This window comes from Oerskovia sp. NPDC057915 (assembly GCF_042887685.1).
Lineage (GTDB): Bacteria > Actinomycetota > Actinomycetes > Actinomycetales > Cellulomonadaceae > Oerskovia.
This window is the reverse complement of the sequence record NZ_JBHVOS010000007.1, coordinates 134133-150567: the sequence shown is the minus strand read 5'-3', so window position 1 is coordinate 150567 and position 16435 is coordinate 134133. Positions and strand designations below refer to the sequence as shown.

Sequence of the window (16435 nt, the reverse complement as noted above, 5' to 3'; positions counted from 1 at the left end):
CGGCCGCATCACGCGACCCGTCCCGTGTCAGGCGGCCCGACTATCGTGGGCGCGTGAGCACACCCGGTTACTTCATCTCGTTCGAGGGCGGCGACGCCGTCGGCAAGTCCACCCAGTCCCGCCTCCTGGGGGAGTGGCTGGGCGAGCTGACCGGCCGTGAGGTCGTTCTCACGCGTGAGCCCGGGGGCACCGAGCTGGGCGTCGAGCTGCGTCAGGCCGTGCTGCACGGCCGCGACATGGACGCCCGCACCGAGGCCCTCATCTACGCGGCCGACCGTGCGCACCACGTCGCGCACCTGGTCAGGCCCGCGCTCGAGCGCGGCGCCGTGGTCGTCACGGACCGCTACCTCGACTCGTCGGTCGCCTACCAGTCGGGGGGGCGTGAGCTGGGCGTCGACGAGGTCGAGCTCATCTCGCTGTGGGCGGTGCAGGGGCTCATGCCGCACGTGACCGTCCTGCTGGACCTCGACCCCGCGGTCGCCGCCGAGCGGCTCCAGGGCAAGCCCGACCGCCTCGAGAGCGCGGGGCTCGACTTCCACCGGCGTACGCGCGAGGCGTTCCTGTCCCGCGCAGCGGCGGACCCCGAGCGGTGGGTCGTGATCGACGCGACCGCGTCGATCGAGGACATCCAGGCCCAGATCCGGGTGGACCTCGCGGCCCGGCTCGAGCTCACGCCCGTGGTCGAGGAGGCCGAGGACACGGTCGAGGCCCTGCCCGACGACGGGTTCGACGACTCCGACTCGGCGATCGGCTACGCCCCGGACCTCGCGGACCTGCCCGTCACGCGCCCCGTGACGCACCCGGCGCCCGGCCCCTCCGCAGGCAAGGCCACGACGGGGACCGTCGGCGCCGCCGGGACGGGCGCGCCGTGACGGTCTGGGACGACGTCGTCGGGCAGGAGCACGCGGTCGAGATGCTCTCGGCCGCAGCGACCGACCCGGCGGCAATGACCCACGGGTGGCTCCTGACGGGCCCGCCCGGATCGGGGCGTTCCAACGCGGCCCGGGCCTTCGCCGCCGCGCTGCAGTGCGAGCAGGGCGGGTGCGGCGTGTGCCAGGCGTGCACGACCACCCTCGCGGGCACGCACGCCGACGTGACGATCGTCGCGACCGAGAAGGTGACCATCGCGATCGACGAGGTCCGTGACCTCGTCGGCGTCGCCAGCCGGCGCCCGTCGCAGGGTCGCTGGCGCGTCATCATCGTCGAGGACGCCGACCGCATGGCCGAGCGGACCACGAACGTCCTGCTCAAGGCCATCGAGGAGCCGCCGCCCCGCACGGTCTGGGTCCTGTGCGCGCCCAGCCCGCAGGACGTCCTGGTGACGATCCGGTCGCGCTGCCGGGGCGTCGCGCTGCGGGTCCCCCCGGTCGAGGCCGTCGCGAGACTCCTCGTCGCGCGTGACGGCGTCGACCCGGTCGTCGCCGAGGCAGCGGCGCGCGCTGCGCAGAGCCACATCGGCCTCGCCCGGCGCCTGGCCAGGGACGGCAAGGCGCGCGAGCGCAGGTCCTCGGTGCTGGCGCTCGCACGCAGGATCCGTGGCGTAGGGGACGCGGTCGTCGCCGCGGGCGAGCTCGTCGAGGTTGCGCAGGCCGAGGCCAAGGCTGCGACCGAGGAGCGCGACGCGATCGAGAAGGCCGAGCTCCTACGCGCCCTGGGGGTCGAGCCGGGAGGGACCATGCCGCCGCGGCTCCGGTCCCAGCTCACCGACCTCGAGAAGGACCAGAAGCGTCGCGCGACCCGTCACCAGCGCGACGTCCTGGACCGGTCGATGCTGGACCTGCTCTCGCTCTACCGCGACGTGCTCGTGGTGCAGCTCGGGGCAAAGGTGGACCTCGTCAACGCCGAGCTCGCGGAGACCGTGCAGGCGCTCGCGGAGGACTCGACGCCCGAGCAGACCGTGCGCCGCATGGACGCGATCGGCGTGGCCCGCGAGCGGCTCGGGGGCAACGTGGCACCGTTGCTCGCGCTCGAGGCCATGGCGATCGCGCTGCGCCCGCAGGGCTGAGCAGGGTGGGGGAGCCGGTGCCCACGCAGGGCTTGCGGCGGTTGGCGCTCTCGCTGCTCGTCGGCGGTCCGTACTCGACGGACGGTGTCCCCACGGCGCTCGTCGCCGCGTCCTGGCCGGCAGGCAGAGCGTCCGAGCGCAGGGCTCGTACCGTGGGCAGCCTCGTCGCGGACCTGGTCGAGTCGGGTCAGGCCTCGCTCCTCGACGTTCGGTATGCCTCCGAGAGGGCCATGGCCGCCTCGACCCGACCGCTGCCGGTCGACGAGCTCGTGCTCGCCCCCGCGATGCTGTTCCCGGCGGTCATCGTCCCCCCGGCCCCGGCCGTCCCGTCGGACTGGATCCCGCACCTCTTCGCCGAGGCGCCGCTCGACGAGCTGCTGTGGCCGGACGTCTCGCCCCTTGCCCCGGAAGCCGAGGGCAGGGAGCGACTCGCTGACGGTCTCGGTCGGTTGCACGCTCGGTGCGTGGCGGCGTGCGGGACGGGCGGCATGGAGACGGACATCCGTGGTCGTCTCCCCGCTCTGCTCGACCTGCTCTCCCGGTCTCGTTTCGCCGGGTCAGAGCCGCCACACCCTGCCGTCTCGGCCGTGATGCTGGTGCTCTCAGCCGTCGTGGGAACCGAGGGCACCGATGCCGCCCGTGAACTGACCGGTGTGCTGGACGCCGTGCGGACGATGGCTGGGTGGGTTCCACCCGCTGCCCCGTGGCAGGTTCCGGGGGACGTGTTCGCGGACGACGCCTGGCTCACGCTCGGCTGAGGTCCGGCCTCAGACCGCCGACGCCGCGCGCGCTGCGGCGATGCGGTCGCCGTTGACCTCGCACCAGGCGCGGATCGCGTCGACGGGCTCGAGCAGGGAGCGGCCCAGGTCGGTCAGCGTGTACTCGACCCGGGGCGGGACCTCGGCGTAGACGGTGCGGGTCACGATCCCGTCGCGTTCGAGCGAGCGCAGCGTCTGCGTGAGGACCTTGGGGGTCACGGCGCCGATCTTGTCGCGGAGCTCCCCGAAGCGCAGCACGCCGGGCCGCAGCGCCATGAGGACGAGCAGGGTCCACTTGTCGCCGAGGCGTTCGACGACGAGCCGCGAGGGGCAGGCCGGCGAGAACACGTCGGGGACGTCGACGACCGAGACCGCAACAGTATCCATGAGGTAATAATGGCACGTTGAAGTCATTGGTACCCGTTGGATACTGTCCCCCTCATCGCGACGCGCTCGGCGTCGCCGGCACCCCGCAGGGGTGGGTTCGAGGAGGCTGACATGAAGGTTCTGCTCACGGGTGGCACGGGGTACATCGGGTCCGCGGTGCTGGCCGCTCTCACGGCGCGCGGGCACGAGGTGACGGCGCTCGTCCGCAGCGAGGGGTCTGCGCGCACGGTCGAGGACGCGGGCGCGACCGCGGTCGTCGCCGACCTCACCGACTCCTCCGTGGTCGGCGGTCTCCTCGCGGGCGCCGACGCCGCGGTGCATGCCGCGGCCGCGGGCGACGGCACGAGCCCGGCGATCGACACCTCGGTCGTCGACGCGGTCCTCGCGACGTTCGACGGCACGACCAGGCCGTTCGTCCACACGGGTGGCGTCTGGGTCTACGGGAACAACGGCGCGATCGCCGAGGACTCGCCCCTGGACCCGCCCGCGATCGTCGCGTGGCGCGTCCCGATCGAGGAGCGCCTCCTCGCAGCCGCAGCCCAGGGTGCCGTGGTCGCCTCGGTCGTCGTCCCCGGCGTCGTGCACGGCCACGGGGGAGGCATCCCCGCCCTGCTCGCCGGAGCCCCGCGCACGGGCCCCGACGGCGCCGTGCTCACCCTGGTCGGCAGCGGCACCCAGCGATGGGCGACGGTGCACGTCGACGACCTCGCGGAGCTCTACGTGCTCGCGCTCGAGCAGGGGCTCACGGGGCGCCTCCTCGGTACGGGCGACGAGAGCGCCACGGTCGCCGACCTCGCGCGGGCCGCGAGCCGTGCTGCCGGGCTGGGCGGCGCCGTCGGGCCGGAGAGCGACGACGCGACCCGCGAGCGGCTCGGTGCGCCCTTCGCCGACGCGCTGCTGCTCGACCAGCGCGCCGTCACCACGACGCGCTCGCGCGCGGCGGGCTGGTCGCCCACGCGGCCGTCGCTCACGCAGGAGCTCGAGGCCGGGAGCTACACCCCGGCCCCCGCGACGCGCTGAGGCGCACCCAGGGCCGGGGCTGGACGTGGCCCCGGCCCTCCGGGAGGATGTGGCGACCTTCCCCGTGACGAGAGCGAGACCATGACCGACAGCGGTTCCCCCAGGGGGTCCGTCCGCCGCGACTCCCGTCGCGACGAGTACAAGGCCGGAGCGCTCGCCCTGACGGGCGCCGTGATCGCGTGGGCGCTGGCGCTGGTCCACCTGGTCAACGGATTCACCCGGGACGTCGGGCCGGTCGACGTGCGCGTGGTCGACGCCGCCAAGGTCACCGGTGCCACGGAGGTCGGGACCGACGAGATCGAGGTGACGTCGGTCCTGGGGCAGACCATGCCCTGGACCGACGTCTACCTCCACCGCCCCCTCGACAAGATCGACCTGATCGCGTTCTTCGCGCTCGTCGGCGTGGCGCTGTTCCTCACCTATCTGCTCGCGCGGCGCGGCCCCCGAGGAGCGCGCGCGGTTCTCGACGGCACGGCGACGGCCCGCTGGCTCGGGATCGCGCTCGTCGCGGTGGGCGTCCTGCCCGCTGTCGCCCAGGAGCAGGGGACGCTCGTGCGCCTCGCCGACGCCGGGCTCTCGGACGTCCTGGCCCCCGCCTCCCCGGACCTCGGGTGGGGATGGATCGTCGCGGGGATCGGCGTGACGTTCGTGGTCCCGGCCCTGCGGAGGGCGTCGCGTCGGGGGCGTGACTGACGGGGAAGCCGCGCGACGTTCATCCGATCGTCGCGCAGGGGACCCGTGGACGTCGCCGAGCCGTGGGACGGCGTCGCTAGCGTCGCGAGCGACAACGCACCGGACCACCGGAAAGGGCACTTCGACGATGACCCTCACACTGACGCTCGTCCGCCACGGCCAGACCGTCCTCAACTCGCGACGCTTCCTCCAGGGTGCGTGCGACTCGCCGCTCACGCGGACGGGCCGAGCAGGGGTGCGCGTCACGGCGCAGCACCTCTCGCGCCACGACTTCGACGCCGCGTACTCCTCGCCCCAGGGCCGCGCCGTGCTCACGGCGATCGAGATCCTGCGCCACCACCCCGACCTGAGGCTGTCGGTCGACGAGGACCTGCGCGAGCTGTCCTTCGGCACCTTCGAGCGACGGCCCGAGCGGGAGCTCGACGCGGTCGTCCCGTGGAGCACCCTCGTGCCCGCAGTCCTCGCGGGTACCCACCCGGGCATCGGCGGGGGTGAGCCCGGCGCGGAGTTCATGACGCGTGTCCGGGCGGTCCTCGGGCGGATCGTCGCCGCGCACGACGACGCGGCCGGCCCGGGCGCGGACCGTGACGAGCACGTGCTCGTCGTGGGCCACGGGCTGACGCTCGGCGCGATGCTCGCGACGATCGACCCGGCCGGGCTCGTCGCGCTGCCCAACGCCTCGGTCTCGACGGTCGAGGTCACGGACGGTGTCGCGCGCGTCGTCGCCGCGGGGATCGACGTCGCGGGGCACGGATCGCTCGCTGCGCGGCCTGCCCCGGTGGCGGCTCCCGTGTCCGCCTGAGGCCGTCGGGGCGCACGGTCGGCGCCCGCCACGGGCCCACCGCGCGCCCGCCACACCCATCGCCGTGTGAGGCGTGCGTCACTCCTGCCCCGGAACAGGTGCCTCGGTCACCCGTCGTTCAGGTACCCGACATGTCGGGCCACCTCCGGTTCACACCGGTTTCCTACGGTCCGACGGAACCCCCACGACCGGGAAAGACCGGAGGAACCCGCATGTCCCTGACCAGACGACTCACCGGCTGCGTCGCCGTGGTGTCGATCGGCCTCACGACGGCCGTCGGCACCGCGGTGACCGCGTCGGCCGGCGCACCGGCGGCGGCGCTCGCGGCACCGTCGGCCCTGCCCCGGGCCGCCACGAGCACGCCGTTCCCGCTCTTCGTCTCCGAGCTCGCCCCGGACAACACCGGCGTCGACGACTTCGAGTACGTCGAGCTCTTCAACCGTTCGGACGCCCCGGTGGACCTGACGGCCGCGGGCATCGGGCTCGCCTACACGTACGCCGACTCGGACGACCGTTCGCGCGACGTGCCGCTGAGCGTCCCGGCGGGCACGGTCGTCCCGGCCGGGCAGGCCGTGGTCCTGTGGCTCGACTACACGTCGGGCAACGTCGACACCTCGGTCCGCACCGAGCAGGACTTCCGCGACCACTACGCCGCCGCGGGCGCCACCGCGAGCGACTACCAGCTCGTGCGTGTGAGCGGCCAGGCGGGCATGGCCAACGGCGGGGACCGCGGCATCCGGGTCCTCGGGCCCGACGGCGCGTCCCCCACCTGGTCGTTCTACTCGGCCGGGTCCGTCGCAGCCGGGCGCACGGTGCACTTCCGGGTGCCGGGCGAGGGTGCGGCGTCGGCGGGGCTGCTCGAGGCGAAGGGCGTCCCGTCGCCGGGGGTCGTCGCGCCCGAGGCGTTGGTCCCGCCCGTCACGCCCGACCCGGAGCCCAGCCCCGAGCCGACGGGCACGCCGACAGAGCCGACCGAGCCGGTCGAGCCCACGCCCGGCCCGAGCGAGACCCCGACCGACCCGCCCACGACCGAGCCCGCTCCCGGGAACGGCGCGCACCTGCAGGTGACCGAGCTGCTGCCCGACTCGTCCAACGTCGGTACGGGCGACGGCTACGAGTTCGTCGAGCTGTACAACGCGTCGAGCACCCCCGTCGACTTCGACGACTACACGCTGAACTACCTCTACCCGCTCGACGACCTGACCAACAGCCAGGTCGTGGAGTGGCCGGCCGTGCCGGGCGACGTCGTCGTCCCCGCGGGCGGGACGCTCGTGCTGTGGGTCAAGAACGGCCAGAACGACCACCTGACGGGGGCCGACTTCAACGCGAAGTTCGGCACGCACCTGGTGGCCGGGACCGACCTGGTGGAGATCCACTCGGGCGGCATGGCCAACGGGTCGCCGCGCGGGCTGGAGATCACGACCCGTACCGGCTTCGCGCTCAACCGTGCCTACTACAACCTGGGTGGCGCCAAGGACCCGGTCGCTGACCGGGGCATCCAGTACGCGGCCGACGCGGCCGACGCCATGGTCCAGCGCAAGATCGGCGTGAGCGCCGCGACTCCCGGCGCGGTCTCGGCCGCGCAGAAGCCCGCCGTGCCCGTCGAGGTCCCGGCCGACACGGTCGCGCCGACGGTCACGGACGCGACCCCGGCGCAGGTCGACCCGGCCGACGAGCTCGCCGTCGAGGCGACCGTGACCGACGACGTCCAGGTGCGCTCGGTGCGCCTGCTGCTGCGCAGCGACGTCGACGCCGACTACCAGCGGATCGACCTGGCGGCGGGCCTCGCCGCCGACGGGTCCGGTGCCCGGACGGCGTTCCGGCACGCGATCCACCCGGCCGACCTCACGGGCAAGCGCTGGTACGAGTACGTGCTCGTCGCGTCCGACGGCACGCACGAGACCCGCACGGCCCCGCGCCGGGTCGCGATCACAGGCGTCGACACCGCGCCCGTGCGCCTGAGCGTGACCGAGGGCGAGTTCGTCACGGGCACGACGTCCGTCGCGGCCGCGGGCGCCACCTACCCGAGCCCGCTGTCTCTCACGATCGACGGCGCGAGCGTCACCCCCGTCGCCCCGGCGCTCGAGGCCGAGCCTGTCTTCGCGTTCGAGGCGGGCGGCGTCAACACCTTCTTCCGCAACGGCGTGCTGTCGGGCGGCGAGGTGCTGAACATCTTCGACGACGGCATCTACGAGGGCTACGAGACGATCGCGACCGACGTCCCGCTGCGCATGGTGCGCCAGGGCGACGAGCTCGTCGTGAGCGTCTACGCGGGCACCAAGGCCGCCCCGGAGATCGACCCCGACGAGAACAACGACGACTTCCAGATCAAGAACCTGCGCCTGGTCCTGCCCGACGGTCGCACGTTGCGCCCCGCCGGGTACGACGACCCGACCACGGTCCTGCAGATGGGGGACAGCGTCGGCAAGCTCGACTTCTTCGACGCCCGCTTCACGCTCCCGGACGACGCCTTCACCGCGGTGTCGTACTCCTGGGACACCGCGGCCGTGGCCGACGGCGAGCACACGGTCGCCGCGACCGACGGCACGGACTCCGCGCGGGCCGGCGTGGTCGTCGACAACACGAGCCCGGTCATCACGACCGACGCCGTGGACGGCACGGACTACCGCGGCGAGTTCACGCTCGACGCGTCCGCGACCGACGCGGGCTCGGGGCTCGCGTCGCTCACCGCGACGCTCGACGGCCAGGGGGTCGCGCTCCCGTACGCGACGTCGTCGCTCGTCCTGCCCGACGGCGAGCACACCTTCGCGCTGACGGCGCGCGACGTCGTCGGGAACCTGAGCGAGCGGACCGTGACCTTCACGACCCCGGTCGAGAACCCCGGTTCCGAGGCCGTCTCGCCTGCGGGCGGCACGACCGTCGAGGGCGACGAGGTCGAGCTGCGTGCCAAGGTCACCGACCCGAGCGGCGACCGGCTCGACGTCTCGTTCCGCGAGGGCTACCGGCTCGACGACGAGGACGCGGCGGTCGTGACGTCGTCGGGCACGACGCGAGTCGCCGCCGACGCCGCGCTCGCCCAGCCCGGGCCCGGCGCCCGCGCCAAGGACGCGGCACGCGCAGACGGCGCGACCACGGCCTCCGACTCCCAGTTCCCCTACCGGACCTACCAGGTCACGATCCCCGAGGACGCGGGCGAGGACTACGCGACCCGCCTCACCTGGGACGGGTCGGCCAACGCCGACGCCAAGGTGCTCCTGTACGTCCTGAACACCGCGACGGGCGGCTGGGACGAGGTCGACCGGCACGTCACCGCTGCCGGGGCGACCGAGCCCGAGGCGTTCACCCTCTCGGCGACCGTCCCCGCGAAGGACCACGCGCGGGACGGCGTCCTCACGGTGCTCGTGCAGCACTCCGAGGGCTTCGCGGGCGAGGACCTCTCGACGCGCGAGACGCCCGTGACCCCGAACCACCCCGAGGACACGCCGCGCTCGTCCTACGACTTCACGCTCGGCTGGGAGTCCGACACCCAGTACTACAACGACTCCTACTACGACCGTCAGCTCGACATCCACGACTACTTCCTGGACCAGCGCGCGGCGACCAACCTCCAGTACGTGTTCCACACGGGCGACATCGTGGACAACCACACCCAGCCCCACCAGTGGGCCAACGCGGACGCGGCGTACTCGATGCTCGACGACGCCGACCTGCCGTACGGCGTGCTCGCGGGCAACCACGACGTGGGCCACAAGGAGATCGACTACGGGCCGTACTCGCAGCTCTTCGGCGAGGCCCGCTACGCGGCCAACCCCTGGTACGGCGGCTCCTACCAGGACAACCGCGGGCACTACGACCTCGTCACCGCGGGCGGCATCGACTTCCTCATGCTCTACATGGGCTGGGGACCGGGCGACGCCGAGATCGCGTGGATGAACGAGGTCCTCGCGCGCTACCCCGAGCGCGAGGCGATCATCAACCTGCACGAGTACATGCTCACGACCGGTGGCCTGGGCCCCGTGCCGCAGCGCATCTACGACGAGGTCGTGGCGACCAACCCGAACGTCAAGATGGTCTTCTCGGGTCACTACCACGACGCGTTCACGCGGGTCGACGACTTCGACGATGACGGCGACGGCGTGACCGACCGCTCGGTCCACCAGATCCTCTTCGACTACCAGGGACTCCCCGAGGGCGGTCAGTCGTTCCTGCGCCTCCTCCAGTTCGACAACCAGGGGCGCACGATCCACGCCCGGACGTACTCGCCGTACCTCGACCGGTACGGGTCCGACGACCCGTCGCTCGCCCCCGAGCACCAGGACTTCGTGATCCCGTACGCCGCGCTCGGGATCGAGCCACGGACCAAGACCCTCACGTCGGACGCCTTCACGGCCGAGGTCCTCATGACGCGGTCCATCGCCGAGTTCGACGACGTCGAGAGCGGCACCGAGCTGTCCGCGACGTGGCAGCGTCCCGGCGCGGGCGAGCACGGCTGGTACGTCGTGACCGCCGACCCGTACGGCGGCACCGACTCCTCCGAGGTGTACCTGGTGAACTTCGCCGAGGTCACCGGAGGTGGTGACGGCGACGGCGGGCCGACGGGTGGCACGGGTGGCGCAGGCGGTGCGGGTGGTGCGGGTGCCGGTGGCTCGACGAGCGACCCGGGCGCAGGGTCCGGCACCGACGGGACCGGCGGTGGCCTCGGCCCCCGTCTGCCCGCGACCGGGACCCAGGTGGGCCTCCTCGTCGGGCTCGCGCTGCTGCTCGTCGCGGGCGGCGGCGTGCTCGTCGCGCGCAACCGGCGCACGGGCGCCGCCGCGGCAGCCGCGCCAGAGAGCACCGAGGGCACCGAGCGGTAGCACCGCCCGCCCCACGCCCGACGGCGCCGCTCACCCCAGAGGCGAGCGGCGCCGTCGGGCCGTCACCCCTGCCGGAGAGAACCCACGCGACGGCGGGATCCGCGACCTGTTGCGCTCCGGCCGCGCATGCCTACGATCGGAAGGACGGAACCTGGGGAGGGCAGCCCCGGGGTGCACTGGGGAGCGTCGACGCGATGGCACAGGACACGAAGGACGAGAACGACCACGGGCTCGTGGCGGCCCTCCTGGCCGGAGGGGCGCAACCGGTCGCGCGCTACACGCTCGACGTCCCCACCGGTCGGTGGTGGTGGTCCGACGAGCTGTTCGAGATGCACGGGTTCGCGCCCCACGAGGTCGTCCCGACGACCCAGCTCATGCTCGCCCACAAGCATCCCGACGACGTCACGCGCGTCGCGGGGATCCTCGCCGACGTCACCCGCACCGGAACACCGTTCAGCGGCATCCACCGGATCATCGACGCCGCCGGGCGGACCCGCATCCTCGGGGTGGTCGGTCAGGGGGACGTCGACCCGGTGACGGGTGAGGTCGCGCAGGTCACCGGCTACTTCATGGACCTCACGGACTCGCAGGAGGCCTTCGCCCAGGCGCACGCCACGCAGGCGGTCTCGGCGTCCGCAGCCCGCAGGGCGACGATCGAGCAGGCCAAGGGAGCGCTCATGGTCGTCTACGGCCTCGACGACGAGGAGGCGTTCGAGATCCTGCGGCACCACTCCTCGATCACCAACGAGCCGGTGCGCGACCTGGCCGCCCGCTTCCTCGCGAGCATCGCAGGCGGCCACGACGGCGCGTCGCTCACGCGCGAGGACGTGGACCACTTCTTCGAGACCCCCCGGCCGTCGCCGCGGGCGAGCCAGGTGGGCTAGGGGCGCTCCGCCGTCGGGCTGGCGTCGCCGGAAGGCGTGCCGCCGTCGCCGGAGAGCGATCGCCCGGCGGCGGACCCACGTCGCGAGAGCGCGACGTCCCCCAGGATCACGGCGAGCAGCACGCCGTTCGAGACCCAGTTGATCGCGAGCGGCGACAGCACCGGGTACGAGAGGTAGAGCAGGCCCAGCGCCAGGACGCCGGCGACGTGCGGCACCGACCACGACCCACCCGTCGCACGCCGGAACAGCGTGTTCCCCGCGAGGTAGACCATGCCCGCACCGCAGATCAGCCCGGCCGTCCACGGGTCGGAGTGCCCCACGTCCTCGTGGCCCAGGGGATGCAGCAGCACGATCTCGTCCGCGACCGCCGTGAGCACGATCCCGACCACGAGCAGGTAGGGGACGTACGTGTACGCCGTCTGCGCGATCATCCCCGGCGAGTCCGAGCCCGAGAAGAAGGCCGTCGCGCGACGCTCGGAGCGGTCGAAGTACAGCAGCCACATGAGCACGGTCGACGCGAACGCCGCGAGGAACGCGAGGAGCACCGTGCCCGTCAGCTCGAGCTCCCCGAACGCCGTCCCCGTCACGATGATCGACTCGCCCAGGCTGATGATGATGAACAGGCCCACGCGCTCGGCCATGTGCCCGCCGCGCACGACCCACGTCGCGGGATCCGTCGGACCCAGCACGGGGACCCGGAACAGCGCGCGGGGACCCGCGTAGTCGACGAGAACCGCCGCGACCCACAGGAGCAGCCGCCACGACTCGTCCGGGGCCAGGGCGCCCGCGACCCACAGGATCCCCGACGACACCTGCCACACCGTGATGCGCACGAAGTTCGTGCCGTTCTCCGGCCAGTGCCGGTGCAGCGCGAACGCCGTCCACGCCGAGCGCCCCACCTGGATTGCGACGAACGTCCCCGCGAACAGCAGCGCCTTGTCGCCGAACGCCTCGGGGATCGCGCTCGACATGAGCAGCCCCAGCAGCATGAGGACGATCAGCAGGGTCCGCACGGGTGTGCGCTCGGGGTCGAGCCAGTTCGTGACCCACGTCGTGTCGATCCACAGGTACCAGACCGCAGCCCCCAGGATCAGCGTCTGGACCAGCGTCGTGCCGTCGGGGTGCGCGATGAGCGAGTGCGAGAGCTGGGTCACCGCGAAGACGAACACGAGGTCGAAGAACAGCTCGATGTAGCCGACCCGGTCCGAGTCGTGCCCACGGCCGTGGCGCAGCACGTCGGTGCGCATGCCCCAGGAACCGGACGGGCCAGAGGGTCCGGTGGGGGCCGGGTGCGGCGGCGCGCTCATGGTCGCGATCCTCGCACGCGGGCCGAGCGAGGGCGCGGGGTGCGGAGCGCAGGGGCTGAGCGCGGGGTGCGGCGTGCGGACTGCGGCGCGCGCGACTGCGGACCACGGCGGGCGGGACCGTGACGGGCGGGACTGCGGACCACGGCGGGCGCGGCCGTGGCGGGCGCGACCGGGAGCAGCGCGCCCGGGGCCTCAGTCCGCGGTGTACGGCTTGCTGGGCCAGTACGCCCACTCCGCGAAGTCCTCGACGCGGCCGTCGTCCGCGAACCGCAGGATCCACAGGTCGCGGTACTCCTGCGGCGTCGCGCCGCCGTAGCGGACCTCGACCCGCACCACCGCTGCGCTGCCGTCGACCGCGACGGGTTGGGCCGTCATGGCGAACGTCTCCCCGGCGTCGGCGAGCCAGAAGTCGCGGATCGCGTCGTGCCCGCGCAGCGGGTCGTCGTAGGGCGACCGTGCGTAGGTGGCGTCCTCGGTGAACAGCGACGCGACGGCCCCCCGGTCCTCGCCGCGCCAGGCCGTCTCGTAGGCGGCGACCCAGCTCATCACAGCGTCACGGTCCATGCGTACCTCCGTGGTGGGGCCGGCCGGGGCTCCAGCACGAGGAGCTCCGGCCGACCGGCGGTTCAGCGGACGTCCGTCCCTTCGAGGACCTTGCGGAGCGCGGCGGCGAACCCGTCGGGGTCGCCGGGCATGCCGTACTCGTCCCCCATGAACCCGCCGTGCCCGCTGGGGAACGCGACGGCCTCGGAGCCGATGTTCTTCGCGACCCCACGGGCCGCGCGAGCGGCCATCTGCTCGCCCGACTCCTCCCCGGCGGCCAGGACCACCCGGGTCGAGACACGGGAGAGGGCGTCGTAGTCGTGCTCGTAGTGGGTGCAGCTGACGAGGTTCTGCCCCAGCAGCGCGTCGTCGCGGGACCCGTCGTCCTCGGCGGGGAACCCGAACGCACCCGGGTCGGGGGCGGGCTGGTCGGCGAAGTCGTCGGGGAAGGGGCCCTCCCAGCTGGTGAGGGCGATGAAGTGCGCCATGCCCGCACCGAACCCCTTGTCCTGGTAGGACCGTGACACGGCCTGCACCGCGGCGAGCGCCGCGTCGCGGTCCGGCAGCGCAGGGCCCGACGGCGGCTCGTGCGCCACGAGGGTCCGCACCTGCTCGGGGTGCCGGGTGACGAGGGCGAGGGCGTTGACCGCCCCGCCGCTGCTCGCCAGGACGTCGACCGGTCCGGCGCCCAGGGCCTCGATCACGAGGTGCAGGTCGTCGGCGTGGTGGTCGGGGGTCACGGGGGCGGACGGGTCGGTGCGGGTGCTGCGGGACACCCCGCGCGGGTCGTAGGTCACGACCGGCCGGTCGGTGAAGTGCGAGGCCAGGGTGACGAACCCGTCGGCACCCATGGGTGAGCCGACGATCAGGAGGACGGGGGCCTCGGTGGTCGCGTCGGCGAGGTTCCCGCGGACGTCGTAGGTGATGGTCGCCCCCGGGGCTTCGAGGGTGCGGGTCTCGATGTCGGTCACGGTCGTGCCTCTCGGTCGGGTGAGCGGGACGGCGTGGGCGCCGGCCGTCTCAGCGGTATGGGACGAAGACCCGCCGGGTCACCGGAACTCATCGCACCTGCTCGTTCCACCCTGCCTCGGTGGTGGTGGTCGTGCACGGTGAGCGGGCACGGGACGGAGCACGGGACCGGGCGCTGGACCGGGCACGCTCGCGACAGGGTGGTCGTCAGGGGTGGTCGTCCCGCACCGGTGCGGGCACAATGCACAGGACGAGAAGGAGGCCGGCGTGGTCGGAACGGCAGCGGTCCTGGGCATGACGGCGGTCGCCCTCGGCATGGTGCTCACCCCTGGGCCCAACATGGTCTACCTGGTCTCGCGCAGCATCAGCCAGGGGTGGCGCGCGGGCATGGTCTCGCTCGCGGGGACGGCCGTGGGGTTCCTCGTCTACATGACGATGGCGAACGTGGGGCTCGCCGCGGTCTTCGTGCTCGTGCCGTGGCTGTACGTCGCCCTCAAGGTCGCGGGCGCCTGCTACCTGCTGTACCTCGCGTGGCGGACGCTGCGACCGGGCGGCCGCGGTCCGTTCGAGGCGCAGGACCTGCCCCGGGACTCCCGCGGCAGGCTCTTCCGCATGGGGCTGCTGACGAACCTGCTCAACCCGAAGGCCGCGATCATGTACCTCGCGCTCTTCCCGCAGTTCATCGACCCGGCCGCCGGTGACGTCATGGCGCAGGGGTTCGTGCTGGGCGGCGTGCAGATCGGGGTCAGCATGGTCGTCAACGCCGCGATCGTGCTCGCGGCAGGCAGCATCGCGGTGTTCCTGCGCTCGCGGCCGACGTGGATGCGCTGGCAGCGCCGCGCGACCGGGACGCTGCTGGGCGCCGTCGGGGTGAAGCTGGCGATCGACGCCCCGTCCCCGGCGACCGCGTGAGGACCGTGGAGCTCACGACGCCAGAGAGCGCGTTGCCCCGGCGGGTGTCGGTCGAGGGCGCGGACGGGCGGCTCGTCGCGTCGTCCCGCTAGCGGGCGTGCGCAGCGACCGCGATCCGAGCGTGAGCAGCGGCGCCGTGAGGGTCACCGCGGCGACGAAGATCGCGACCCCGGGCCACCCCGCGTGCACCCAGGTCACGCCGCCGAGCCAGCCGAGCAGGCTCGACGCGGCGTAGTAGAAGGCGTTGTACAGGGACGTGGCCTGGGACCGGCCGACGACGGCCCGGTGCCCGACCCACCCCGACGCGACCGCGTGCGCGCCGAAGAACGACGCGGTGAGGATCACGAGCCCCAGCAGGATCAGGGGGATCTGGGGGGCGAGCGTCAGGAGGGCGCCCGCGCTCATCGTGGCGCCCGCGACGGCCAGGACCCGTCGGCGACCCCACCGCACGGTCAGGCTGCCCGCGAGGCGCGACGACACGGTCCCGCCGAGGTAGGCGAAGAAGACGAGCGACGTGACGGCCGGGGACAGCAGGTAGGGAGGGGCTTCGAGGCGGAACCCGAGGTAGTTGTAGATCGTCACGAACCCGCCGATGACGAGGGCACCGTTGGCGTACAGGACGAGCAGGCCGCGGTCGCGCAGGTTCGTCAGGACGAGCGAGCCGACGTGCTTCAACCCGTCGCGGTCCGGCACGAAGCCCCGCGCGCGCGGTGCGAGCACGACGAACGCGGCGGTCGTGAGCACGCACAGCCCCGACACCACGGCCAGGCCCACGCGCCAGCCCGCGAGCTCGGCGACGCCCGCGGAGAGCACCCGGCCTGCGAGCCCGCCGATCGACACCCCGCCGACGAACATCCCTGCGACGACCGCGGTGTGCGCGGAGTGGATCTCCTCGTGCAGCAGGGTGATCGCGAGCGCAGGCACCCCGCCGAGCGCCGCTCCTTCCAGGAAGCGGCCGACGACGAGCAGCTCGATCGTGGGCGCGAACGGTGCCAGCAGGCCGATGGTCGTCGCCGCGATCAGGGCGACCTGGATGGCGCGGACGCGGCCGATGCGGTCGGCGACCACTGACCAGGGCAGGACAGCGAGCGCGAGGCCGAGGGTCGCGGCCGAGACCGTGAGCGAGGCCGTGGGGGCTGCGATGCGGAGATCCGACGAGATCATGGGCAGGATGCCCTGCGGCGAGTAGAGCTGGGCGAACGTCGCGAGCCCCGCGCACACGAGCGCCACGACGGTCCTGCGGTATCCCTGGGAGCTGCGTCGGTGTCCTGTCCACGGAGCGGAGGGCAGGACGACGAGCGCACGGGTCGTGACCGGCGCGAGGGCGTTGGGCATGGG

The 16435-nt window shown here is 73.3% G+C and carries 13 protein-coding genes and 1 pseudogene; 9 read left to right on the top strand and 5 right to left on the bottom strand.

The annotated features are described in order from the left end of the window. Positions 1–53 precede the first annotated feature (53 nt). The 3 genes and pseudogenes from tmk to ACFVQ3_RS06950 all read left to right on the top strand — a co-directional run. Positions 54–674, top strand: a pseudogene (tmk, locus tag ACFVQ3_RS06960) (dTMP kinase); the annotation flags it as partial. A gap of 194 nt (positions 675–868) precedes the next feature. Further along, on the top strand, positions 869–2005 hold the full coding sequence (locus ACFVQ3_RS06955) for a DNA polymerase III subunit delta' (protein WP_387636764.1): 1137 nt from the start codon (positions 869–871) through the stop codon (positions 2003–2005). A 17-nt stretch (positions 2006–2022) separates the two neighbouring features. Beyond that, a complete protein-coding gene (locus ACFVQ3_RS06950) occupies positions 2023–2763 on the top strand; it encodes a hypothetical protein (RefSeq protein ID WP_387636762.1) in 741 nt (246 codons plus the stop codon). 9 nt (positions 2764–2772) lie between these two features. On the opposite strand, the gene ACFVQ3_RS06945 is transcribed toward ACFVQ3_RS06950, so the two are convergent. Next, on the bottom strand, positions 2773–3150 hold the full coding sequence (locus tag ACFVQ3_RS06945) for a winged helix-turn-helix transcriptional regulator (RefSeq protein WP_387636759.1): 378 nt from the start codon (positions 3148–3150) through the stop codon (positions 2773–2775). A gap of 111 nt (positions 3151–3261) precedes the next feature. Between ACFVQ3_RS06945 and ACFVQ3_RS06940 the strand changes: the two genes are divergently transcribed. From ACFVQ3_RS06940 to ACFVQ3_RS06920, 5 genes are all read left to right on the top strand, one after another. After that, entirely contained in the window at positions 3262–4170 is a 909-nt protein-coding gene (locus tag ACFVQ3_RS06940; protein WP_387636757.1) for an NAD-dependent epimerase/dehydratase family protein, read from the top strand. A gap of 81 nt (positions 4171–4251) precedes the next feature. Continuing rightward, a complete protein-coding gene (locus tag ACFVQ3_RS06935) occupies positions 4252–4863 on the top strand; it encodes a hypothetical protein (RefSeq protein WP_387636754.1) in 612 nt (203 codons plus the stop codon). 127 nt (positions 4864–4990) lie between these two features. Beyond that, positions 4991–5665: a histidine phosphatase family protein gene (locus tag ACFVQ3_RS06930; RefSeq protein WP_387636751.1), complete on the top strand. Its 675-nt coding sequence runs from the start codon at positions 4991–4993 to the stop codon at positions 5663–5665. A 212-nt stretch (positions 5666–5877) separates the two neighbouring features. Continuing rightward, positions 5878–10482, top strand: a complete 4605-nt coding sequence (locus ACFVQ3_RS06925) for a metallophosphoesterase (RefSeq protein ID WP_387636749.1) — start codon at positions 5878–5880, stop codon at positions 10480–10482. Between the two features lie 194 nt (positions 10483–10676). Further along, positions 10677–11366, top strand: coding sequence for a PAS and ANTAR domain-containing protein (locus tag ACFVQ3_RS06920; protein ID WP_387636747.1), 690 nt, complete (start codon positions 10677–10679; stop codon positions 11364–11366). Here ACFVQ3_RS06920 and ACFVQ3_RS06915 read toward each other — a convergent pair. The 3 genes from ACFVQ3_RS06915 to ACFVQ3_RS06905 form a co-directional block, all read right to left on the bottom strand. Continuing rightward, positions 11363–12673, bottom strand: coding sequence for a low temperature requirement protein A (locus ACFVQ3_RS06915; protein ID WP_387636745.1), 1311 nt, complete (start codon positions 12671–12673; stop codon positions 11363–11365). The two genes, ACFVQ3_RS06920 and ACFVQ3_RS06915, sit on opposite strands and share 4 nt — an antisense overlap. Before the next feature lie 192 nt (positions 12674–12865). Further along, positions 12866–13237, bottom strand: coding sequence for a YybH family protein (locus ACFVQ3_RS06910; RefSeq protein ID WP_387636743.1), 372 nt, complete (start codon positions 13235–13237; stop codon positions 12866–12868). A 62-nt stretch (positions 13238–13299) separates the two neighbouring features. Continuing rightward, positions 13300–14187 (bottom strand): alpha/beta hydrolase, encoded by an 888-nt coding sequence (locus ACFVQ3_RS06905; RefSeq protein ID WP_387636740.1) that lies wholly within the window; start codon positions 14185–14187, stop codon positions 13300–13302. A gap of 265 nt (positions 14188–14452) precedes the next feature. Here ACFVQ3_RS06905 and ACFVQ3_RS06900 point away from each other — a divergent pair, with 265 nt between their 5' ends. After that, a complete protein-coding gene (locus tag ACFVQ3_RS06900; RefSeq protein WP_387636738.1) occupies positions 14453–15097 on the top strand; it encodes a LysE family translocator in 645 nt (214 codons plus the stop codon). A gap of 12 nt (positions 15098–15109) precedes the next feature. Here ACFVQ3_RS06900 and ACFVQ3_RS06895 read toward each other — a convergent pair whose 3' ends face one another. After that, positions 15110–16432, bottom strand: a complete 1323-nt coding sequence (locus tag ACFVQ3_RS06895; protein WP_387636735.1) for an MFS transporter — start codon at positions 16430–16432, stop codon at positions 15110–15112. Positions 16433–16435: the final 3 nt, after the last annotated feature.